At 37.8% G+C, this 20,024-nt stretch carries 22 protein-coding genes; 4 read left to right on the plus strand and 18 right to left on the minus strand.

All coding sequences use genetic code 11. From position 1 onward, the window contains the following. Positions 1 to 131 precede the first annotated feature (131 nt). On the plus strand, positions 132 to 224 hold the full coding sequence (locus DBX25_RS18870) for a YjcZ family sporulation protein (RefSeq protein WP_108672308.1): 93 nt from the start codon (positions 132 to 134) through the stop codon (positions 222 to 224). A gap of 121 nt (positions 225 to 345) precedes the next feature. Then, entirely contained in the window at positions 346 to 879 is a 534-nt protein-coding gene (locus DBX25_RS18875) for a DUF309 domain-containing protein (protein ID WP_108672309.1), read from the plus strand. A 32-nt stretch (positions 880 to 911) separates the two neighbouring features. Here DBX25_RS18875 and DBX25_RS18880 read toward each other — a convergent pair whose 3' ends face one another. Beyond that, a complete protein-coding gene (locus tag DBX25_RS18880; protein WP_108672310.1) occupies positions 912 to 1,262 on the minus strand; it encodes a GNAT family N-acetyltransferase in 351 nt (116 codons plus the stop codon). Between the two features lie 454 nt (positions 1,263 to 1,716). On the opposite strand from DBX25_RS18880, the gene DBX25_RS18885 reads away from it, so the two are divergent. Then, the gene (locus DBX25_RS18885; protein ID WP_108672311.1) at positions 1,717 to 2,589 is read left to right on the plus strand and encodes a DUF1002 domain-containing protein; all 873 of its coding nucleotides are present in this window, start codon (positions 1,717 to 1,719) and stop codon (positions 2,587 to 2,589) included. A gap of 48 nt (positions 2,590 to 2,637) precedes the next feature. On the opposite strand, the gene lysA is transcribed toward DBX25_RS18885, so the two are convergent. The 10 genes from lysA to DBX25_RS18935 all read right to left on the minus strand — a co-directional run bounded on the left by lysA (position 2,638) and on the right by DBX25_RS18935 (position 11,904). Further along, positions 2,638 to 3,957 carry a diaminopimelate decarboxylase gene (gene lysA / locus DBX25_RS18890; protein WP_108672312.1) on the minus strand — a complete coding sequence of 440 codons (1,320 nt, stop codon included), beginning with the start codon at positions 3,955 to 3,957 and terminating at the stop codon, positions 2,638 to 2,640. Between the two features lie 231 nt (positions 3,958 to 4,188). Beyond that, positions 4,189 to 5,652 carry a spore germination protein gene (locus DBX25_RS18895; RefSeq protein WP_108672329.1) on the minus strand — a complete coding sequence of 488 codons (1,464 nt, stop codon included), beginning with the start codon at positions 5,650 to 5,652 and terminating at the stop codon, positions 4,189 to 4,191. Then, positions 5,639 to 6,238, minus strand: coding sequence for a stage V sporulation protein SpoVABEA (gene spoVAEA, locus DBX25_RS18900; protein ID WP_108672313.1), 600 nt, complete (start codon positions 6,236 to 6,238; stop codon positions 5,639 to 5,641). Before spoVAEA ends, DBX25_RS18895 begins: the two co-directional genes overlap by 14 nt. A 27-nt stretch (positions 6,239 to 6,265) precedes the next feature. Then, entirely contained in the window at positions 6,266 to 6,688 is a 423-nt protein-coding gene (locus tag DBX25_RS18905; RefSeq protein WP_108672314.1) for a stage V sporulation protein AB, read from the minus strand. Then, positions 6,678 to 7,298 (minus strand): stage V sporulation protein AA, encoded by a 621-nt coding sequence (locus DBX25_RS18910; RefSeq protein WP_108672315.1) that lies wholly within the window; start codon positions 7,296 to 7,298, stop codon positions 6,678 to 6,680. The genes DBX25_RS18905 and DBX25_RS18910 overlap by 11 nt, the downstream gene beginning before the upstream one ends. Positions 7,299 to 7,569: 271 nt before the next feature. After that, positions 7,570 to 8,859 (minus strand): NCS2 family permease, encoded by a 1,290-nt coding sequence (locus DBX25_RS18915; protein ID WP_205685265.1) that lies wholly within the window; start codon positions 8,857 to 8,859, stop codon positions 7,570 to 7,572. A gap of 162 nt (positions 8,860 to 9,021) precedes the next feature. Next, complete coding sequence (sigF, locus tag DBX25_RS18920) at positions 9,022 to 9,780, minus strand: RNA polymerase sporulation sigma factor SigF (protein WP_108672317.1); 759 nt, start codon at positions 9,778 to 9,780, stop codon at positions 9,022 to 9,024. 13 nt (positions 9,781 to 9,793) lie between these two features. Then, a complete protein-coding gene (gene spoIIAB / locus DBX25_RS18925; RefSeq protein WP_108672318.1) occupies positions 9,794 to 10,234 on the minus strand; it encodes an anti-sigma F factor in 441 nt (146 codons plus the stop codon). Next, on the minus strand, positions 10,234 to 10,584 hold the full coding sequence (gene spoIIAA, locus DBX25_RS18930) for an anti-sigma F factor antagonist (protein ID WP_108672319.1): 351 nt from the start codon (positions 10,582 to 10,584) through the stop codon (positions 10,234 to 10,236). The genes spoIIAB and spoIIAA overlap by 1 nt, the downstream gene beginning before the upstream one ends. Positions 10,585 to 10,731: 147 nt before the next feature. Further along, a complete protein-coding gene (locus DBX25_RS18935) occupies positions 10,732 to 11,904 on the minus strand; it encodes a D-alanyl-D-alanine carboxypeptidase family protein (protein ID WP_108672320.1) in 1,173 nt (390 codons plus the stop codon). A 234-nt stretch (positions 11,905 to 12,138) separates the two neighbouring features. On the opposite strand from DBX25_RS18935, the gene DBX25_RS18940 reads away from it, so the two are divergent. After that, positions 12,139 to 12,510 (plus strand): VOC family protein, encoded by a 372-nt coding sequence (locus DBX25_RS18940; protein WP_108672321.1) that lies wholly within the window; start codon positions 12,139 to 12,141, stop codon positions 12,508 to 12,510. Positions 12,511 to 12,551: 41 nt separating this feature from the next. Here the strand turns inward: DBX25_RS18940 and DBX25_RS18945 are convergent, their stop codons facing one another. The 7 genes from DBX25_RS18945 to spoIIM all read right to left on the minus strand — a co-directional run bounded on the left by DBX25_RS18945 (position 12,552) and on the right by spoIIM (position 19,830). After that, on the minus strand, positions 12,552 to 13,856 hold the full coding sequence (locus DBX25_RS18945) for a pyrimidine-nucleoside phosphorylase (protein WP_108672322.1): 1,305 nt from the start codon (positions 13,854 to 13,856) through the stop codon (positions 12,552 to 12,554). Positions 13,857 to 13,882: 26 nt separating this feature from the next. Next, a complete protein-coding gene (locus DBX25_RS18950) occupies positions 13,883 to 14,695 on the minus strand; it encodes a purine-nucleoside phosphorylase (protein WP_108672323.1) in 813 nt (270 codons plus the stop codon). A 15-nt stretch (positions 14,696 to 14,710) separates the two neighbouring features. Continuing rightward, positions 14,711 to 15,898: a phosphopentomutase gene (deoB, locus tag DBX25_RS18955; protein ID WP_108672324.1), complete on the minus strand. Its 1,188-nt coding sequence runs from the start codon at positions 15,896 to 15,898 to the stop codon at positions 14,711 to 14,713. 1,186 nt (positions 15,899 to 17,084) lie between these two features. Beyond that, positions 17,085 to 17,978 (minus strand): site-specific tyrosine recombinase XerD, encoded by an 894-nt coding sequence (gene xerD / locus DBX25_RS18960; RefSeq protein ID WP_108672325.1) that lies wholly within the window; start codon positions 17,976 to 17,978, stop codon positions 17,085 to 17,087. 3 nt (positions 17,979 to 17,981) lie between these two features. Beyond that, complete coding sequence (locus DBX25_RS18965) at positions 17,982 to 18,206, minus strand: YqzK family protein (protein WP_108672326.1); 225 nt, start codon at positions 18,204 to 18,206, stop codon at positions 17,982 to 17,984. 401 nt (positions 18,207 to 18,607) lie between these two features. Beyond that, complete coding sequence (fur, locus tag DBX25_RS18970) at positions 18,608 to 19,069, minus strand: ferric iron uptake transcriptional regulator (RefSeq protein ID WP_108672327.1); 462 nt, start codon at positions 19,067 to 19,069, stop codon at positions 18,608 to 18,610. Between the two features lie 107 nt (positions 19,070 to 19,176). Beyond that, positions 19,177 to 19,830: a stage II sporulation protein M gene (spoIIM, locus tag DBX25_RS18975; RefSeq protein WP_108672328.1), complete on the minus strand. Its 654-nt coding sequence runs from the start codon at positions 19,828 to 19,830 to the stop codon at positions 19,177 to 19,179. Positions 19,831 to 20,024 lie beyond the last annotated feature (194 nt).

Below are 20,024 nucleotides of genomic sequence, written 5' to 3' on the forward strand. Positions count from 1 at the left end.
TAGTATAGTAGATTACTGATATTTGTCCAGTGTACATCTATGGAAACATATAAAAAAGTAGGCTAAAGCCCATACATTTTTGACTTTGAGACATATGCTGTTATGGAAAGAACTTGAAGGAGGAAGACTAAATGGGTGACAACCGTTGTGGATATAATAATAGCTTTGCTTTAATCGTGGTCCTATTCATTTTATTAATTATTGTTGGAGCAGCTTTGTGCTAATACAAAAATCCCCTCTCTTCGTTGAGGGGTTTTTACATTCTAAGGTGTACCGATTCTACATGTCTCGCTTTACATAATAAGTTTTGCTACAATTTAGGAAATATAATAAGGGGTTTTGTGAATGAAATACCCAGAAGAATATGTTGCTTTCCTTTTCCATTTTCATGTTACTCGTGATTACTTTGAATGCCATGAAATATTGGAGGAGTACTGGAAGGAAATCGATCCAAAGAACCGACAATCTCATTGGGTGGGATTAATACTTTTAGCAGTATCATGTTACCATCACCGAAGAATGAATTTTTCTGGAGCAGAGAGGACATTACATAAATCTGTCCAGATTCTATCCCGTGAAACTAATCAAAAACATTTAAGCACCCTAGACTTAGACACAAATCGCTTGAACGATATGCTACTAAAGCAACTGGTATGTATAAAGAATAAAGAAGACTACAAAAGTATGAATCTTCCTATTAACTCAGCAAATTTACTAGCAGCCTGCAAAACTTATTCTAATGAGAATGGAGTTCAATGGGGCAATCAAGTACCCTTTTCGGTCGACGAAGAAATCCTTCATCGCCACCTTTTAAGAGATCGATCAAACGTTATAGAAGAGCGATTACGTCAATTAAAAATTAAAGGTCGTAATGTGTGAAAAGGGTGACTCAAATGAGTCACCCTTTGTAATTAACATTCGTCATCTATACATTTTTCAAAAAATGGCTTAGTGAATTCCGTAGGGACAATCTCTCGATTTGGATACAAATCATGAATTGCCTTTACCATACTCTTCCCTATACCCTGTTTTCTATATGACGGATTAACGGAAACATGTTGTACAATAATACGATTCTGTTCCTCAAATACCCCTACAATCCCAAGCGGGTCTTCTTCCTTCCAAAGGAATAAATGCCAATTCTCGTCAGTTTCATATTGCTTCATTGTCGTTTGAAGCTTTTTAATATCCTTTTCATTTGGCATAAAGGATAGTAATCCCATCGCAATCTTTTCGAAGCTTTTCTTATAGCGTATTAGCATTATATACCCCTCATCAGTGATGAAACTTTATCCTATCATCTTTTATGAATGCTTTCATCATACAGAAAAAGTCGAGTAACTTCAACCCTACAAAAAGTATAAACCTATATTTTGAATAGATCATAAGACCTATTTAATTATACGATGAATGCCCAATAGAAGTATCCCCATGCAATGGACAAGATTAAGAATAATATAAGTAAAATGATGTTGGTCTTTTTCACGATGTTCAGTCCTTTCTTTTCAAACCATTTACCCTTCTATTTTAGCTTGAAATTACACCTTTGCAAAATAAACTTGTCAATTCGTCTTTTTTCCCCTACATTTAACTAGTCCATTTCTTAAATGTTTCACATACTCTATTTCTGGATATTTGAGATGTAAAACATTACCTTCAAATTAATATGAATCTTTTTTACAAGTTATCCGTCTAATAGTATAGGGAGGTTTGTTTATGAAATTTCTTACAAAAAAAATCTTGGCTACTGGTTTGGCTTTAGGATTATTCATGCCTTTATCTGTATCGGCAGACGCTCAACCAGGAGATCGAATTATTACACTAGGTGCAAACTTAACTGAAGAACAAAAAAACATGTTACTATCTGAAATGAAAGCTACCCAGAACGAAGAGATTATTACGGTTACAAATGATGAAGAGCATAAGTATTTAGGTAGTTATATTTCTAAAAGATTAATAGGTACTAAAGCAATTTCTTCATCCTCTATCACATTAGGAAAGAAGGCTTCAGGATTAAAGGTCGAAACAAAGAATATTAATTGGGTAACAAATGAAATGTATGTGAATGCTCTCATTACTGCAGGAGTCAAGGATGCAGAAATTTATGTGACGTCTCCTATTCCTGTCTCAGGAACCGCAGCGTTGACTGGACTAATTAAAGCTTATGAGCTATCTTCTGATAAAGTAATTCCTGAAGATGTAAAACAAGCTGCAAATGAAGAAATGGTGAAAACAGCTACTTTAGGAGACCAAATAGGAACTGAAGAAGCTACAGCATTAATGACACGTATTAAAGAGGAAATGGCTAAAAATCCCCCAGAAACAGAAGAAGAATTGAAGGCATTAATTGAAAACGCTGCTAAGGAACTAGGATTGACTTTGAATGAGGCACAAATTCAAAGCTTAATAGATTTGTTCAATAAATTAAAAGAGTTAAATATAGATTGGAACCAGGTAGGGGACCAGTTAAATCAAGCAAAAGAGCAATTGGATGCGTTTCTCAGTTCTGAAGAAGGCCAGACGTTTTTGGAGAAATTGAAGGAAGTTTTCATCAGCTTAATTGATGCGATTAAGGCTTTATTCAAATAACATTAATTTGACATTAAAACAGCCGGCTCATATAGCGCCGGCTGTTTATTATTTACAAACCTTCTTTTTATATGGCAAATCTTGCTTCACTAAGTCATCCAGTGTTTCTCTTTTTACTACAAGTGTGTCTTCTCCATCTTCAACAAAAACCACGGCAGGGCGAGCAATTCGATTATAATTATTGCTCATTGAATATCCGTATGCTCCTGTACAAAATACAGCTAATAGATCTCCTCTACCTGCTTTAGGTAATGGAAGATCCCATATCAACATATCACCACTCTCGCAGCATTTACCCGCAATTGATACAGTTTCTTCAATTTCATCCAGGGGTCTGTTTGCTAGCACAGCTTCGTATTTTGCATCATATAAGGCTGGACGGATATTATCACTCATTCCACCATCCACTGCAACATATTTACGGATGTTTGGAACCTCTTTTTGTGAACCAATCTCGTATAAAGTTGTTCCTGCATCACCTACTAGGGAACGACCAGGTTCAATCCAGATTTCTGGCATTTCCATACCTAGTGAAGTTGCTTGGCTCTGGACCTCTTTTACAATTTCCTCTACATATTTAGCAGCTGGTAATGGCTCGTCTTCACTAGTATAACGAATTCCAAATCCTCCACCTAAATTTAATACTTTTGCTTTAAAGTTAATTTGTTCCTTCCAGATGTTTAACTGCTTCATGATTTTCTGTGCGGCAAGAATAAATCCAGTTGTTTCAAAAATCTGTGAACCTATGTGACAATGAAGGCCTAATAATTGAATATGATTAGATTGTAAAGAGAATTCAATAGCCTGTTCTGCTTGTCCATTTAAAAGGTCAAATCCAAACTTGGAATCCTCCTGCCCCGTCAGGATATAGTCATGAGTATGAGCCTCAATTCCCGGAGTTACACGTAATAATATGGAAATAGGACGTTGAAGTTCCTCACATATGGAGTTCAGTAAAAATAATTCAGAAAAATTATCCACTACAATACATCCAATTTGTTCGTTTAGCGCCATTTTAATCTCTTCTTCGCTTTTGTTATTGCCATGAAAGTGGATTTTTTCTCGAGGAAAACCAGCAACTAAAGCAGTATGCAATTCCCCAGCTGAAACTACATCCAATGAAAGTCCCTCTTCTTCTGCTAGTTGTACCATGGCTACTGAAGAAAATGCCTTACTTGCATATGCAACCTGTGATGTGACACCTAATTGATCAAAGGTCTTCTTAAATCCTCTTGCACGTTCCCTTATTAAGCCAACATCATAAACATATAAAGGAGTACCGTATTTTTGGGCAAGTATTGTTGTGTCTACGCCTCCAATTTCTAAATGGCCTTTATCATTTATTTTGCTCGTTCCATAGAAATGCATCTTCCCACTACCCTTTCTCCAAACGACGTAAAGCTGATATGCCGCTTACGTATTATATAGAAATAGAGGCTGACTCAAAATTAAGTGTCAGACCCAACGGTTCAAATGTTATTATAAAATAACAATATCAAATCGTTGAGTCGAACCCTTAAGAGTCACCCTCCATGCTTTAGTAAATTAAACTAACAGTATCATAATTATTTGACAACTTCAATGCTTGGTATAGAATAATCAATTCTGTGGTTGTCTGTATTTATCTCTAGGATGTACAATGCTTGGACGAATTCTTGATCCTGGAACCGCTTTTCTAATTAATATTCTCCATAATCCATATGGATGGAACGGAAGCAATGGCCATAAATAGGGTGTATTGAGCGACTTTATCCTTGCAAGGAAAATGATATATATTGTAAATCCAATGACAAGGCCTGGTGTATGAAACAAGGCTGTTAGGATTAAGATTGCAAGACGTGATATCTTGTTTGCTACACTTAACTCTAAACTTGGAGTAGCAAATGTCCCTATAGTAGCTACTGCAACGTATAAGATAACCTCAGGTACAAATAATCCTACATCTATTGCTATTTGACCTATCAATGCTGCTGCCACTAAACCCATAGCTGTTGATAATGGGGTTGGAGTATGGATGGCAGCAAGCCTTAAAAATTCTACACCTATATCTGCTAAGAAGATCTGAATAACGATTGGAATATTGGTTTGTTCGTTAGGCCCAATAAATGCCATTTTCTCCGGCAACATTTGGGGTTCTAAAACGAAAAGAAACCATAGAGGCAAAAGAAACAGCGAAGCTGCTATACCGAAATATCTAATCCATCTAATAAATGTCCCCACCATTGGAGATTGTCGATATTCCTCTGCATGCTGAACATGATGAAAAAATGTTGTTGGTGTGATGATTACACTCGGTGATGTATCAACATATATCAAAACATGTCCTTCGAGTAGGTGAGTTGCAGCGACATCTGCTCGCTCTGTATAACGCACAAGTGGGTATGGATTATAGCCTTGCTTGACCATGAATTCTTCTACTGTTTTATCTGCCATCGTCAAACCATCCACTTTAATGTTCTGTATTTCCTTTTTTACAATATCAACCAAATCTTCATTGGCCACATCTTTTATGTAAGCAACCGCAATATCTGTTTTAGACCGTTCCCCAACTTTAATGATTTCAAAACGTAATCGCTCGTCCCTTATTCTTCTTCTTGTCAAACCAGTATTTACAATAATGTTTTCAACAAAACCGTCCCTTGAACCACGGACTACTTTTTCAGTATCAGGTTCTTGAGGCGTTCTTCCTGGGTAGCTCCTAACATCTACAATTAGTGCTTTTGTTTCTCCCTCAACCACGAAGACTATTAATCCCGTCAATAATTGATCTACAATTTCGTCTAGTGTTTTAACTTGGCTAACTGATTGATGTACTAAACGATTTTCTATTAATTCATATAAATCAATCCTGTGATTTTGGTTACTCACTTCATGATTGATTTCTACAATTTCTTGTAAGATTTTCAGGATGAATTGTGTATCACAAAGTCCATTCAAAAAGTATAGGTTGACATCCTTTTTTAATATTTTAAATTTCCGAATGCCTAAATCAAAACTCTCACCTAATCCAATCCGGTCTTTCATGAAGGATTCAATTTTTGAAAGACTATTAGGAATCGGCATTAATTCCTGAGTTTGGTTTTTCAAGAAACCCACTCCTTTCAAGGATGATTTGTACTGCTAATTTTGTAATGGGTGAACCTGTTTTTGAAGAATCATTCCTCCCCATTTTCCCAATGTCCCCTACCCCGACTATTAGAGGGACATTCAGTTGGTCTAGACAATAGACCGTATCTCCAGTTATCCTGCCTATTTCTAATTCAGGATTTCCAAACTTATCGACTCCATACGGTGTCAAATTCCCATCGCGGTCAATGCAAATATCCACTTTAGTCCATTCTCTTCGCCGAGTTTTTGATGCAACCGCTATTATCCCTAATACTTCGATATCCCTATGGGTCGCTACATACATTAATGCCTTTTCGCCACTTCCTTCACCAATGAAGCCACTATCATCAAACATCACTAGGACAGGGTCGTAAGGAGTCATTTTGATCATCCTAACCAATTCTTTCCCTGAGCGACTAGAAGGGTTTCCGTGCGACATGGTAATGCATCGTCCACCGATTTCCTTCGCTACATGCTCAACTGCATGTCTCGCATATTCATCTCCATCTGTAATTAAAATGACTTTTCGTCTCGTTTTCATTGATGGTGTTCCTTTCCTTATAGAAACTTATCGGTCGACGAAGTATATCCATTGAAATAGGGATCCGAAGATTTTTCCAAATACAATCGCCATCAATAGATAGACGATTTTCTCTTGTACGCCAACTCTTTTTGCTAGCAAAGGCAATACGTTGAGCACTTCTGTCAGGGCAGAGGCTAGCATTCCATTAAATATTCCGCTAAGAAGTCCCATGAAAATCAAAAGCAATTGCGGAAGACCAAGAATTGAATCACGAAGGCTCACCCATCCCCCTAATACAGCTCCCAAGACGACAGCTAACTCATAATAATGAATCATTTTCATTGTTTTGGTTAATTGTGTAAGGCGAGGTATTACACCTAACACGGTTAAAAAAGCCACAAATCCGGCACCTACAGCAAGTCCACCTGCAAAACCAATAAAAAGTATGAGCAAGATTTCACCTGTCATCTAACTGTTTCACACTTTCCTTGTTTTCATTCATTACAACGTATCGGTCTAAATCCTGTTGATAATTGAACATTTCCACTTCCAATGGGCTAGGTTCTTCATTAAATCTTTTCCTAAAAAAGTGGTTGAAGAATAATATCATCCCTAGCCCTAATCCAAAACTATAAGGAACTTGAAAAAGAAGGGGCTTTTCCTCTTCCTTTCCAGTTATGATGGTATACAGTTTCTGGTGGACGGATTGCATACTCACGTCTTCATGAAAATTCATGATTGCAAGTGCAGCACCTACAAAAAGCAGTACCCATACAATGATGAAAAAAGGAATATTCATTTTTTTCTTTTCATGGATGACTTCGATAATCGTCTGAGTTGGTCCAATCCCCTGCAATTCTAGTTGTGGAACCTTCTGCAAGATTATGTGTAACAACTGAATGAAATCAATGATTACAATATTTTGATCTCCATCAGTAATTTGATAGATATCCATTTCTTCCACCTGGCTCACTACATGATCAGGTCCTACAACCCTGGCAATGTCCTTTACTTTTACTCGATGATCCTTCCGCAACTGTACACGGTGCCTCATCCGGATATAAATGACATTTTCCATTTTACTTTCACCCCGCACACTTTAAGGTTGTAGCTTTATTATGCTTTTTTTCCAAGAAGTACATACAAAAGGAAAGGAACCATAATTTACTAGTAGTGATTAGAAAACTTGGCTAGCGCCGAGCCTTAGCTGGCGAAAGCCTAGAAACACTTATACTGTATTCCTCAAATTAGCCATTACGGGGTCATGCTTCTTTGCTGCCAATTTATACTCTCTTAAAGTAAAACATGAAAAAAGCATCAACCATTTGGTCGATGCTTTTTCATTTGAATTAATGAGCTGGGAAGAAAATCATTTGGATTAGGAAAACAATACCGAAGAAATAAATCAAGGGGTGTACATGACTACCTTTTCCACTAAATAGTTTCAGTAATGGATACGTAATGAAGCCAATTGCTATACCCGTTGCGATACTGGATGTTAATGGCATTGTCAAAATAATGATAAAAGCTGGGAAGGCATCATCGAACTGATTCCATTTCACTTTTGCCAAACCTTCCATCATAAAGCAGCCTACAATAATCAATACTGGTGCTGTGATAGCAGGTAATGCTGAAATTGCTGAAATCAACGGTGAGAAGAACATGGAAACCGCAAACAAAGTGGCTACTACTACCGCAGTTAATCCTGTTCTACCACCTGCTGCAACCCCTGTACTGGACTCAATGTAAGCCGTTGATGGACTTGTACCGAACATTGCTCCAACCGTCGTTGCTAAAGAGTCTCCTAAAAACGCCTGGTTCGCTCGAGGAAATGCACCATTTTTCATTAATCCTGCTTGCTCAGAAACACCAATCATTGTACCTGTCGTGTCAAATATCGTAACAAGGAGAAAAGCAAAAATTACAGCATATAATCCGTTTGAAAATACACCACTTAAATCTAAATCGAAGAATACTGGTGCAGGTGGCATAGAGGCAATACCTTTAAAATGGAGCATATCAAAGAAATATCCAACTATAGCTGTAATAATCATTCCAAAGAATAAAGCTCCATTAATCCCTCTAGACATTAATACGAGAGTAAGTAATAAACCAAATATTGATAAAACTGTTACAGGATTTTGCAAATCTCCCAACGTAATCATCGTCGCCTCATTAGGTACGATGATTCCTGCTGACTTCAATCCAATAAATGCAATGAATAATCCAATGCCTGAAGTGATACCGTATTTTAAGCTGGATGGAATCGCCATGATTAACAGTTCTCTTAATTTACTTACGCTTAGCAAAATAAAAATTAAACCTGCTACAAAGACAGCACCAAAAACTGTCTGATAGGATAAACCTTGTGTACCTACAACACTTGCAAAGTATGCATTTAACCCCATTCCAGGAGCAATTGCTATTGGATATTTTGCTCCAAGGCCCATTATTAATGTTCCAGTTACTGCAGCAATAATTGTCGCCATAAATACTTGTTCAAATGGGACACCTGCAGAAGAAAGGATGGCAGGGTTAACAATTACGATATAAACCATTGTTAAAAAGGTAGTAATCCCTGCTAGTACCTCTGTTTTTACAGTAGTTCCGAATTCTTTTAATTGAAAATATCTTTCCATTATCTATATCCTCCACGGTTTAGGCTAGTGACAATAACAATCTATAAAATACGAATATTAATAACAACCTTTAATATAATATTCGTTTCCCACAAAAAAGACAAGGGTGAATCTCCATTTTTTCTATCTTTTTTTAAAAAAACGACAAAAAATCCGTATGAATTAATCATTCATACGGACTTTCATTTGTTGTAAAATCTTTTTTTCAAGTCTCGAGACCTGTACTTGAGAAATACCTAACCGATCTGCTACTTCAGACTGTGTTTGATCCTTGTAATAGCGAAGATAGACGATTAGTCTCTCTCTTTCATCCAGTTCAAGGATGGCATCCTTTAGTGCTAGTTTTTCAAACCATTTTCCTTCTTGGTTATCAGAAATTTGGTCCAATAAGGTAATTGGGTCACCATCGTTTTCATACACTGTTTCATGAATGGAAGAAGGCATTCTACTAGCTTCTTGGGCAAGTACAATTTCCTCCGGGCTAATTTGTAAGAACTCAGCCAGTTCATTCACGGTAGGATTTCTTCCAACGACTTTAGTCAACTCTTCTTTTGCCCTGCGTATTTTATTCGCCATTTCTTTTAGAGAGCGGCTAACTTTCACCGTGCCGTCATCTCTAATGAATCGTTGGATTTCACCAATAATCATCGGAACAGCGTACGTAGAAAATTTGACATCAAAGGATAAATCAAATTTATCCACTGATTTTAATAAACCGATACATCCTATCTGAAATAAGTCATCCGGCTCATATCCTCTATTTAAGAAACGTTGAACGACTGACCAAACTAATCTAAGGTTGCTTTTCACTATGGTGTCTCGGGCGCTTTGGTCCCCATTCTGGCTGAGGCGGATCAAATTTTTTACTTCTTCATCCTTTAAATGGGCCGTTTGCTTGCTGTTTTTGACCTCCACATCCATAAGCAGATCTCCCTTAATTGCATAAAGCTTTGCTATTCATCAACTGTTTGCGCAATCGAATAATCGTGCCTTCTCCTTTGTGAGACACGACGCTCAGCTCATCCATAAAGTTTTCCATAATCGTAAAGCCCATCCCTGAACGTTCAAGTTCTGGTTTTGACGTGAATAAAGGCTGACGTGCTTCTTCAATATCTTCAATTCCAATTCCTTCATCACGAATAGTCATTTCAACTGTATTTCCTTCAATACTAACTGAGATATAAACAATTCCTTTTGGATCATTTTCATATCCATGGATGATTGAGTTTGTTACCGCTTCTGAAACTACCGTTTTAATTTCTGTTAATTCATCCATTGTTGGATCAAGCTGGGCAATAAATGCTGCAACCGTCACCCTTGCAAACGATTCATTTTGACTTAATGCTGAAAACTGTAAATCCATAGTGTTCTTCATTACGCAACCCCCAATCTATGTAAAGCATTTTCCTCTGATGGTTCCTGTTTAATAATTTTAAATAAACCAGACATATCAAACAATCGCTTTACTGCTGGGGATATTGCGCACACTACCATTTCACCATGATTCTGTTTAATTTGTTTATAGCGTCCAAGGATAACGCCCAAGCCTGAACTATCCATAAATGAAAGTTCATCTAAATTCAAGATAATATGCTTAATCCCATGCTTTTCGATGGCTGAAGAGGCTTTATCCTTCAACTCCTCGGCAGTATGATGATCAAGCTCACCTTTCAGTCGGATGCATAACACATCTTCCTTAATCTCTAAGTCAATAGCAAGACCCACTATTTACAGCCTCCTTCACTGTCTTATAGTGAGTCAATTTCTATATTCATGATGCAATATCCTTCAAGATGACAAAACTAGTGTCCATTCTTAAAAACTAGCCGAATTTCGATAAAATTCAACAAACCGAAAATGGATACACTTCCATCACTTACTATCTGTCAAGGTGAACATACTAAATGCTCGCTTGTAAAGATCCCACCAATTAGCTTTTTTAATGTTCTTCTTAGCTACAATCGGAGATTCAACCATGACTTTTCCGTCTTTGACGACTTTAAGAGTTCCAATTTCATCACCTTTTTGAATCGGTGCTTTTAAGTTTTTCTTTATTTCAACTACTTTGTTAATATTCTTGATGCTTTCTCCTTTTTTCGTTAGAACGGAAATCGGTTCACTCGTTACTGCTGCAACTGTTTTTTCATTCCCCTTGCTAACGTAGACATCTTTTAATTGGAATCCACGTTCATACACAGGATGGGTCATATATTGGGCATAGGCATAGTCTAGCATTTTTGTTACTTGTGCATTGCGTTCCTTCGGTGAAGGTGCCCCAAATACAACTGCGATTACTCGCATATTTCCTTTTTTTGCAGTAGCGGTCAAACAATATTTTGCTTCATTGGTAAAACCCGTTTTTAAGCCGTCTACACCTGTATAAAATCTAACGAGTTTGTTTGTATTTACCAACCAGAATTTCTTGTCTGTGTTTTCACGAAGGTAAGACTCATACGTTCCTGTAAATCTAGTGATAGTATCGTACTTCAATAATTCTTTTGCCATCATTGCCATATCGTGAGCAGTGCTATAGTGATCAGCTGCAGGTAACCCTGTTGCATTTTGGAACTTTGTATGTTTCAATCCTAACTCTTTTGCTTTGTCATTCATCATCTCTACAAATGCTTCTTCTGAACCGGCTATTCTCTCAGCCATGGCGACGGATGCGTCATTTGCTGACCCAATTGCGATTCCTTTAAGCATTTGTTCCGTAGTCATTTCCTCGCCAGGCTCAAGAAAAATTTGTGATCCGCCCATTGAAGCAGCATACTCGCTTGTACGAATTTTTTCTTTCATTGATAACTTTCCAGTATCGAGTGCTTCCATTATCAATACCATGGTCATAATTTTTGTCATACTGGCAGGTGGAAGTTGCTCATCTGGATTCTTCTCATACAAAATCGCTCCTGTATCGCGTTCAATCAAGATTGCAGACTTTGACTGTTCCGCAAGATCTGCACCTTTTTTCTCTGCAGCAAATGCTGATGAGATTGTAAAGCCAAACAGGAATGTAGTAATTAGGCATATTGAAATAAAGCGTTTCATCTCCAAACCCTCCAATCAGTGATAGCTCCCATTTTTTCCAATTTAAATTGTTTTATACAAATGTTTCCTCTTTGGAGAGATATAATTATTTTTTGACTCATTTCTGAAACACTGTTCTCTATAGAAAAATCATTCTAATATTCAACCAATCAAGGATTTTACTTTTTATAAAAAGGGAAAAAATATCTTATCTAGAATTGGATAAAGAAAGCTTTTTTAGGAGGACTTACTTTTATGAGTTTTAGAATTTTAGGAATTGAACATATCCAGCTGGCAGCTCCTAAGGGTTGTGAAAAGGAAGCAAGAAAGTTTTTCGGAGACATTCTTGGCATGAAAGAAATACCTAAACCTGAATCCTTACAGGGAAGAGGCGGAGTTTGGTTCAAGGTTGGTAACCAGGAACTTCATATTGGAGTGGAACAAGACTTCAGCCCAGCCAAAAAGGCACATCCCGCTTTTACGATAACGGAGCTTGGACAGCTACATGCCCGTTTAGAGGAATACGGTGTAGTCATTAAAGAAGATACTCCGATTGACGGAAGGTCACGTTTTTTTGTTAACGACCCATTTGGAAATAGAATTGAGTTTTTGGAATTTGATATGTAATCAAAAAGGCTGTTCCCAAATCGTTGGGAACAGCCTTTTGATTACTCCATGATTTCTTTATAAATAAGTGTTGGTTTTTCGACTTTTTCGGATGAAACGATAATGTTTTCATATAACATTTCTTTAACTTTTTCTACATCCTCAAAATTGCTATGAATCGTTACTAGAGATTCACCCTTTTTCACTTTGTCTCCGATTTTTTTATTCAGCATCAATCCTACTGCTAAATCAATCACGGATTCCTTCGTCGCACGGCCAGCTCCTAGAAGCATCGCTGCTGTACCTACTTCATCAGCAACGATTTCTTTCACATAGCCGTCTTCTTTAGCTTCAAGTTCAAAAGTAAATTGTGCCTTAGGTAGCTTTGTTGGATCGTCAATAACAGATCCGTCTCCACCTTGTGAAGAAAGGAATATTTTAAACTTTTCTAATGCCGCTCCATTTTCCATTACTTCAACTAGCATTTTTCTTGCTTCTTCTAATGAAGATGCTTTATCAGCAAGGTAAACCATATGACTACCTAGAACTAGACATAGTTCAGTTAAATCTTCAGGACCTTCACCCTTTAATGTATCAATTGCTTCTTTTACTTCTAATGCATTTCCGATTGCATAACCAAGAGGTTGGCTCATATCAGAGATAATGCCCATTGTTTTTCGTCCTACATTGTTTCCGATGCTTACCATCGCTTTTGCAAGGGCTTCAGAATCTTCCACTGTTTTCATGAATGCTCCTGCACCTGTTTTTACATCTAAAACGATTGCATCTGCACCAGCAGCGATTTTCTTACTCATGATGGAACTTGCAATCAATGGAATGCTATCAACTGTTGCTGTAACATCACGCAAAGCGTATAACTTTTTATCAGCAGGAGTCAGATTCCCTGTTTGTCCAATTACCGCGATTTTATTTTTATTTACTAATTCAATGAATTCTTCTTTTTCAATTTCCACATGGAAACCTTCAACAGCTTCTAACTTATCAATCGTTCCACCTGTATGACCAAGTCCACGACCTGACATTTTAGCAACAGGAACATCTAAAGCAGCTACTAGAGGTCCAAGTACAAGTGTAGTTGTATCACCCACACCACCTGTACTGTGCTTATCTACCTTAATACCTTCAATTGCCGACAAATCAATTTGATCTCCTGATTGAACCATAGCCATAGTTAAATCTGCACGTTCTTTTTCAGTCATACCTTTAAAGAAAATCGCCATGCTAAGTGCACTCATTTGGTAATCAGGGATACTTCCATCCGTAAATCCATTGATTATAAATGAAATTTCTTCAGTTGTAAGTTCAAGTCCATCACGTTTCTTTTCAATTAAGTCAACCATTCTCATGTTGGTATACCATCCTTTATCAGTTGTTAAATGCTCTCAACTAATTCTTTTACATAGCTTAAGAAGCTTGATTTTACTTTTTCTGTCGTCTCAATCACTTCATCATGAGATAGTGGTTGATCAAGGATTCCTGCAGCCATGTTCGTGATACAAGAAATACCTAGTACTCTCATTCCAGAATGACGAGCCACAATTACTTCTGGAACTGTCGACATGCCTACTGCATCTCCACCCCAAATGCGTGCAAGTCTTACTTCGGCTGGTGTTTCATAAGCTGGTCCAAAGTTACCAACATAAACACCCTCTTTAACATCGATGCTTTGTTTTCTTGCTACTTCTTTAGCAATTGAAATGAACTGTGCATCGTACGCTTGGGACATATCTGGGAATCTTGGCCCGAATCTTTCATCATTATGACCCATTAATGGATTTGTTCCAAAGTTGTTAATATGGTCAGTAATAATCATTAAATCTCCAGCTACGAAGCTTTCATTCACGCCACCTGCGGCATTTGTTACAATTAGTTTTTCAACACCTATTAATTTCATCACTCTTACAGGGAACGTTACTTTATCCATTGCATAGCCTTCGTAAAAATGGAAACGGCCTTGCATGGCAATAACTGTTTTCCCATTTAGTTCACCGATGACTAATTGCCCTGCGTGACCTTGAACAGTTGACGTTGGGAAATTTGGAATTTCTTCATAAGGAATCTTAACAGGGTTTTCAATTTCGTCTGCTAATACTCCCAAACCAGAACCAAGAATCAGACCGATTTCCGGTTTATTACTTATTTTTGCTTCAATATATTGAGCCGCTTTTTGAGCTTGTTCAAACATAGTTTTCTCTCCGTTCTATTTCAATTCTTGTAAAAAGCTTTTCCCGTACACTGGCATTTTCACGCCGAAATTATCTGCCACTGTTGCTCCAATATCAGCAAACGTATCCATGATTGGCAGCTTTCCAGGAGCCTGTAATGACTTTGAATACATCAATAATGGAACATATTCTCTAGTATGGTCTGTCCCTGGATGGACTGGATCGTTTCCGTGGTCCGCAGTGATAATGAGTAAATCTTCATCTTGAAGTTTTGGCAATACTTCTGCCAGTCTCACATCATATTCTTCTAATGCTTTACCATAACCAATCGGGTCACGTCTATGTCCAAACAAAGCATCAAAGTCTACAAGGTTTAAGAAGCTTAAGCCTGTAAAATCCATATTGATTGTTTCAAGCAGTTTGTCCATGCCATCCATATTTGAAATTGTACGTAATGATTCGGTTACACCTTCTCCATCGAAAATGTCAGAAATCTTGCCAATAGCAAGAACGTCATATCCGGAATCTTTCAATTCATTCATGACTGTTCGGTCAAATGGTTTCAAAGCATAATCATGGCGATTCGAAGTACGCTTGAAGTTTCCTTCTTCCCCCACGAATGGTCGAGCGATAATTCTCCCAATCATATATTCCTCACGCAATGTCATTTTACGTGCTAATTCACAAATTTTGTATAGCTCATCTAAAGGTACAACTTCCTCATGAGCAGCAATTTGCAATACAGAATCAGCAGACGTATACACGATTAACGCTCCTGTTTCCATATGTTCTTTTCCGAGCTCATCTAATATTTCAGTGCCGCTCGCTGGTTTATTTCCAATGATTTTTCTACCAGTTTTTTCTTCTAATTCTTGGATTAATTCGTTTGGAAAACCTTCAGGAAAAACTTTGAAAGGAGTCTGAATGTTCAGACCCATGATTTCCCAGTGACCTGTCATTGTATCCTTTCCATTAGATGCTTCTTGAATCTTTGTATAGTACGCCATAGGTTCATCAACTTCAGAGATTCCTTGTAGCTTTTCTATATTGCCTAGCCCTAGTTTTTCCATGTTCGGCATGTTCAAGCCGTTCATTTTCTCAGCAATATGCCCTAATGTATGTGACCCTTTATCTCCAAACTTCTCAGCATCTGGTGCTTCACCGATACCTACGGAGTCCATAACCACCAAGAAAATACGCTTGAAATTTTTATATGATTTCATGTGATCCTCCCATTATAATCTTAGTCGTATCTAATTCTGTATCTTCCCCTTGAAAGAGTAGAAATAACCATTTTTTATATTATATATTTGTCGGAAGTCTGACCTCTATATTGTAAACGATTCATCAAATCAAAGTAAAGATAACTCCATTAATATTCACAAAACCTTCAACTAGTATTTTCTTTACTGTACCCTTTCCTTCGTTAATCTGAAAACGGGCTTCATTGCACTCGTATGTTTCCCTTTTGACTGCGCTTGTACCGGAAACGGGTATCATTGGGCTCGTATGATTCTCTTTTGACTGCGCTTGAATCGAAAATGGGTATCATTGGGCTCGTATGTTTCCCTTTTGACTGCGCTTGTACCGGAAATGGGTATCATTGGACTCGTATGATTCCCTTTTGACTGCGCTTATACCGGAAACGGGCTTCATTGTGCTCGTATGATTCCCTTTTGACTGCGCTTGAACTGGAAACGGGCATCATTGTGCTCGTATGATTCCCTTTTGACTGCTCTTGTACCGGAAATGGGTATCATTGGACTCGTATGATGCCCTTTTGACTGCGCTTGTATCGGAAATGGGCATCATTGGACTCGTATGATGCCCTTTTGACTGCGCTTGTATCGGAAACGGGCTTCATTGGACTCGTATGATTCCCTTTTGACTGCGCTTGTACCGGAAACGGGCATCATTGTGCTCGTATGATTCCCTTTTGACTGCGCTTGTACCGGAAACGGGCATCATTGGGCTCGTATGATTCCCTTTTGATTGCGCTTGTACCGGAAACGGGCTTCATTGGGCTCGTATGATGCCCTTTTGACTGCGCTTGTACCGGAAATGGGCATCATTGGACTCGTATGATTCCCTTTTGACTGCGCTTGTACCGGAAACGGGCTTCATTGGACTCGTATGATTCCCTTTTGACTGCGCTTGTACCGGAAACGGGCATCATTGGGCTCGTATGATTCCCTTTTGATTGCTCTTGTACCGGAAACGGGCTTCATTGGGCTCGTATGATGCCCTTTTGACTGCGCTTGTACCGGAAACCGGCATCATTGGACTCGTATGATTCCCTTTTGACTGCGCTTGAACCAGAAATGGGAACCATTGCATTAATTTTTGCAAAAGAAATCAGGGTACACTAATTTCTTTTGCAATTCTATTAAGCTTTGAATCTAGTAATTTTTATGCACGAGGATGGAACTTTTTATAGACATCTTTCAACCTTACATTTGTCACATGTGTGTAAATTTGAGTAGTCGAAATATCGGCATGTCCTAACATTTCTTGAACCGATCGCAAATCTGCCCCATTCATCAATAAATGTGTTGCAAACGAGTGCCTTAATGTATGTGGCGTAAGCTCTTTTTCAATCCTAGCTTCATTAGCAAGCTTTTTTAAGATTTTCCAAAAGCCTTGGCGTGTTAGCCGATTGCCATGGTGATTAAGGAACAGAGCCTCTGTTTTATTCTTTCGGTTCATGAGCGTTTGTCTACTTGCTCCTAGGTAATGTTCTATTGCAGATAGTGCAGTTCGACCGATTGGAATGATTCTTTCTTTATTCCCCTTCCCCACACAACGTACAAAGCCCATTGTGCTATGGACATCCGAAACATCCAAACCAATCAGTTCACTAACCCTCATACCTGTTGCATACAACAATTCGAGCATGGCTTTGTCTCGCGCTCCATATACGTCATTTTTGTCTGGAACCTCAAGAAGAGCTTCTACCTCCTCCATACTCATCACTTTTGGTAGAGAGCGTTCCGGTTGAGGACTTTCAATATGTACAGAAGGATCCTGGTCAGTTACTTTTTCCCTTAACAAAAATTGATGGAAGGATCTAATGGAAGCGATATGCCTTGCTAATGTCCTTGAAGACTTGCCTTGTTGCTTTAAATGCCCAAGAAATTGGACAATTTGTCCTCTAGAAACCGTATCCCATTTTGTAATTTGCTCGATTTGCTGAAGATACTTTTGATAGGATTTTAAATCTCTTGTATATGAGACTAACGTATTTTTCGCAAGTCCTTTTTCAACGGTTAAAAAATGTATGAAATCACGAATTTGATCCTGCATTCATTACTCCCCACTCATATAGAACAACTTCAAGCGATCAATCCAGTTACCCTCCTCTTCTACGGTAGCTGAAGCCTTAATCGCGGTCCCATTTGGTTCATCGTATCGATGATAATTCTCATATTCTTGATTTAACCATACCATTCCAAAATAAAAAAGAATAGTAAAGCCTACGAATAGAACAAATACTTTTGTCGTATGCATAATTAGTTTAATGGATTGCTTCATTTGTCTTTCCTCCGAACACTTGATATTACAATCTATGCCACGTTGGACAAGAATTATACGTTCTTTGGAGGAAAAAGGACGATTCACTTAACTTAGTTTTCGGCTCTTTTCTCATCGATTGTTGTTTATTGATGTTTGTCTGTTAATTTCCGCTCTTAGTACTTTCTCTCCGCTGGGAGGGTGTGAGCCCACTCGACGTTACCGTCTGTGGGTCTCACACTTCCCTCTACTTCCCGCAGGACATCGGCTTCCTCGAGGAGTTAAGGCTCTACGCTACAATCAACTCCGATTGTTAAAGTTATATATCACCAATTTAGCAATAGATTTTACTAAAATAACAAAATAAAAAATGCTTTATATTCTCACTAAAAATCATAAGAAAACAAAGCATTTTTATGTATTTATTCTTCTTCGTTATTTTCTTCTTTAGAATGACAACGATGACAGATTCCATGGAATGTCAATCGATGGTCTTTAATTTTGAAGTTCCAATCACGCTCTACAATCGCTTCAACGTCTTCTAACAGGTCATCCTGAATCTCATCAACAGCACCACATTCAATACACACTAAATGATGATGGAAATGAGCTGCCCCTTCCTGTCTAAGGTCATAACGTGAAACACCATCACCAAAGTTGATTTTATCGACTATTTTAAGTTCAGTTAATAATTCTAGCGTTCGGTATACAGTTGCCAACCCAATTTCCGGCGATTTCTCTTTTACAAGGAGGTACACGTCTTCAGCACTTAAATGATCCTCTTCATGCTCTAGTAAAACTCGGACGGTAGCTTCCCGTTGAGGAGTCAATTTGTAACTGGACGAGTGCAACTGCTTTTTTATTCTATCAATTCTTGTTTCCACAATAATCCCTCCCTCGCCACTTCCTTACTATTATATCAAATGGGAGGGAACTGTCAAAATACAATTATTATAAATAAGTTTTTATAATTATTATTATATAGTAAATGTTATTTATTGATAAAATTATCACCAATAACCATCTTCATAAGAGTTGGAGAAAAATAAGCTTCTATCGCAGCAGCACCTGCCAAAAGCATGAAACTAACTAATAAGGAAAATACATATTTAATAATAATAGGTTTCAATGGCTCACGTACGTTTTTCATAATGATACGACGAACAATTTTGATAGTAAGAGATAGCGCTAACGTGGTGATAAAAATAAAGACAGGCACAATCAAAATGTTTTGTGGAAGAATTGAAACAAACGCTACCCCAAATCCACTCCAACTCATTTGATTCACTAGGAAACCTACTGTAAATCCAACGACCATCCCTTTTAAAAACAACAATATCAATATTACCGGGATGCCGATGATTGAAACTCCTAATAACCATATTAGGCCGATATATTTCATATTATGCTGCAGGCTTTGTAAAAACATATCATAAGATGGTGATAAATCCCCTTCTGAAACTTGTCCGAAAAATTGTCCTAAATAATAAAACAGATCTTCCTTCTGAGTAAAACTTAAGCTATTCACGATGACTGCCCCGAAGATGACCCCCATCAAAAATAAGACAATGATAAATACATACAATGAGGAATGTTCATTGAAATGAGTAATTGCTACGTTTTGAAAGGCCGATTTTTTCTTCATTCTATTTTTCCTCCTGTTTCATGCTTACTAGATTGTATGGAAAAGTGTATTCATTTATGACAGGAGGTTTACATTTTCAATTTGGTAGAATCAAAAAAAGCACCGGCAAACTGATATGCTCCCCTAAAGGTAGACAGATGAAATAAAAAATCTGTTTTCCTTTGGGGGAGTTTTTATTATGGCTAAAAGTAAAT

It is taken from the genome of Peribacillus acanthi (assembly GCF_003073175.1).
In the GTDB taxonomy this organism is placed as follows: Bacteria; Bacillota; Bacilli; order Bacillales; family DSM-1321; genus Bacillus_BN; species Bacillus_BN acanthi.

Excerpts from the sequence above, each read along its gene's own strand:
- sigF (WP_108672317.1), bottom strand. The coding sequence starts at position 9,780 with ATGGATGTGGAGGTCAAAAACAGCAAGCAAACGGCCCATTTAAAGGAT.
- DBX25_RS18905 (WP_108672314.1), bottom strand. The coding sequence starts at position 6,688 with ATGACAGGTGAAATCTTGCTCATACTTTTTATTGGTTTTGCAGGTGGA.
- spoIIM (WP_108672328.1), bottom strand. The coding sequence starts at position 19,830 with ATGAAGAAAAAATCGGCCTTTCAAAACGTAGCAATTACTCATTTCAAT.
- DBX25_RS18915 (WP_205685265.1), bottom strand. The coding sequence starts at position 8,859 with ATGGAAAGATATTTTCAATTAAAAGAATTCGGAACTACTGTAAAAACA.
- DBX25_RS18940 (WP_108672321.1), top strand. The coding sequence starts at position 12,139 with ATGAGTTTTAGAATTTTAGGAATTGAACATATCCAGCTGGCAGCTCCT.
- DBX25_RS18935 (WP_108672320.1), bottom strand. The coding sequence starts at position 11,904 with ATGAAACGCTTTATTTCAATATGCCTAATTACTACATTCCTGTTTGGC.
- DBX25_RS18875 (WP_108672309.1), top strand. The coding sequence starts at position 346 with ATGAAATACCCAGAAGAATATGTTGCTTTCCTTTTCCATTTTCATGTT.
- deoB (WP_108672324.1), bottom strand. The coding sequence starts at position 15,898 with ATGAAATCATATAAAAATTTCAAGCGTATTTTCTTGGTGGTTATGGAC.
- DBX25_RS18965 (WP_108672326.1), bottom strand. The coding sequence starts at position 18,206 with ATGAAGCAATCCATTAAACTAATTATGCATACGACAAAAGTATTTGTT.
- DBX25_RS18950 (WP_108672323.1), bottom strand. The coding sequence starts at position 14,695 with ATGTTTGAACAAGCTCAAAAAGCGGCTCAATATATTGAAGCAAAAATA.
- DBX25_RS18910 (WP_108672315.1), bottom strand. The coding sequence starts at position 7,298 with ATGGAAAATGTCATTTATATCCGGATGAGGCACCGTGTACAGTTGCGG.
- DBX25_RS18880 (WP_108672310.1), bottom strand. The coding sequence starts at position 1,262 with ATGCTAATACGCTATAAGAAAAGCTTCGAAAAGATTGCGATGGGATTA.
- DBX25_RS18870 (WP_108672308.1), top strand. The coding sequence starts at position 132 with ATGGGTGACAACCGTTGTGGATATAATAATAGCTTTGCTTTAATCGTG.
- xerD (WP_108672325.1), bottom strand. The coding sequence starts at position 17,978 with ATGCAGGATCAAATTCGTGATTTCATACATTTTTTAACCGTTGAAAAA.
- DBX25_RS18885 (WP_108672311.1), top strand. The coding sequence starts at position 1,717 with ATGAAATTTCTTACAAAAAAAATCTTGGCTACTGGTTTGGCTTTAGGA.
- DBX25_RS18945 (WP_108672322.1), bottom strand. The coding sequence starts at position 13,856 with ATGAGAATGGTTGACTTAATTGAAAAGAAACGTGATGGACTTGAACTT.
- spoVAEA (WP_108672313.1), bottom strand. The coding sequence starts at position 6,238 with ATGAAAACGAGACGAAAAGTCATTTTAATTACAGATGGAGATGAATAT.
- spoIIAB (WP_108672318.1), bottom strand. The coding sequence starts at position 10,234 with ATGAAGAACACTATGGATTTACAGTTTTCAGCATTAAGTCAAAATGAA.
- lysA (WP_108672312.1), bottom strand. The coding sequence starts at position 3,957 with ATGCATTTCTATGGAACGAGCAAAATAAATGATAAAGGCCATTTAGAA.
- DBX25_RS18895 (WP_108672329.1), bottom strand. The coding sequence starts at position 5,652 with ATGCCGATTCCTAATAGTCTTTCAAAAATTGAATCCTTCATGAAAGAC.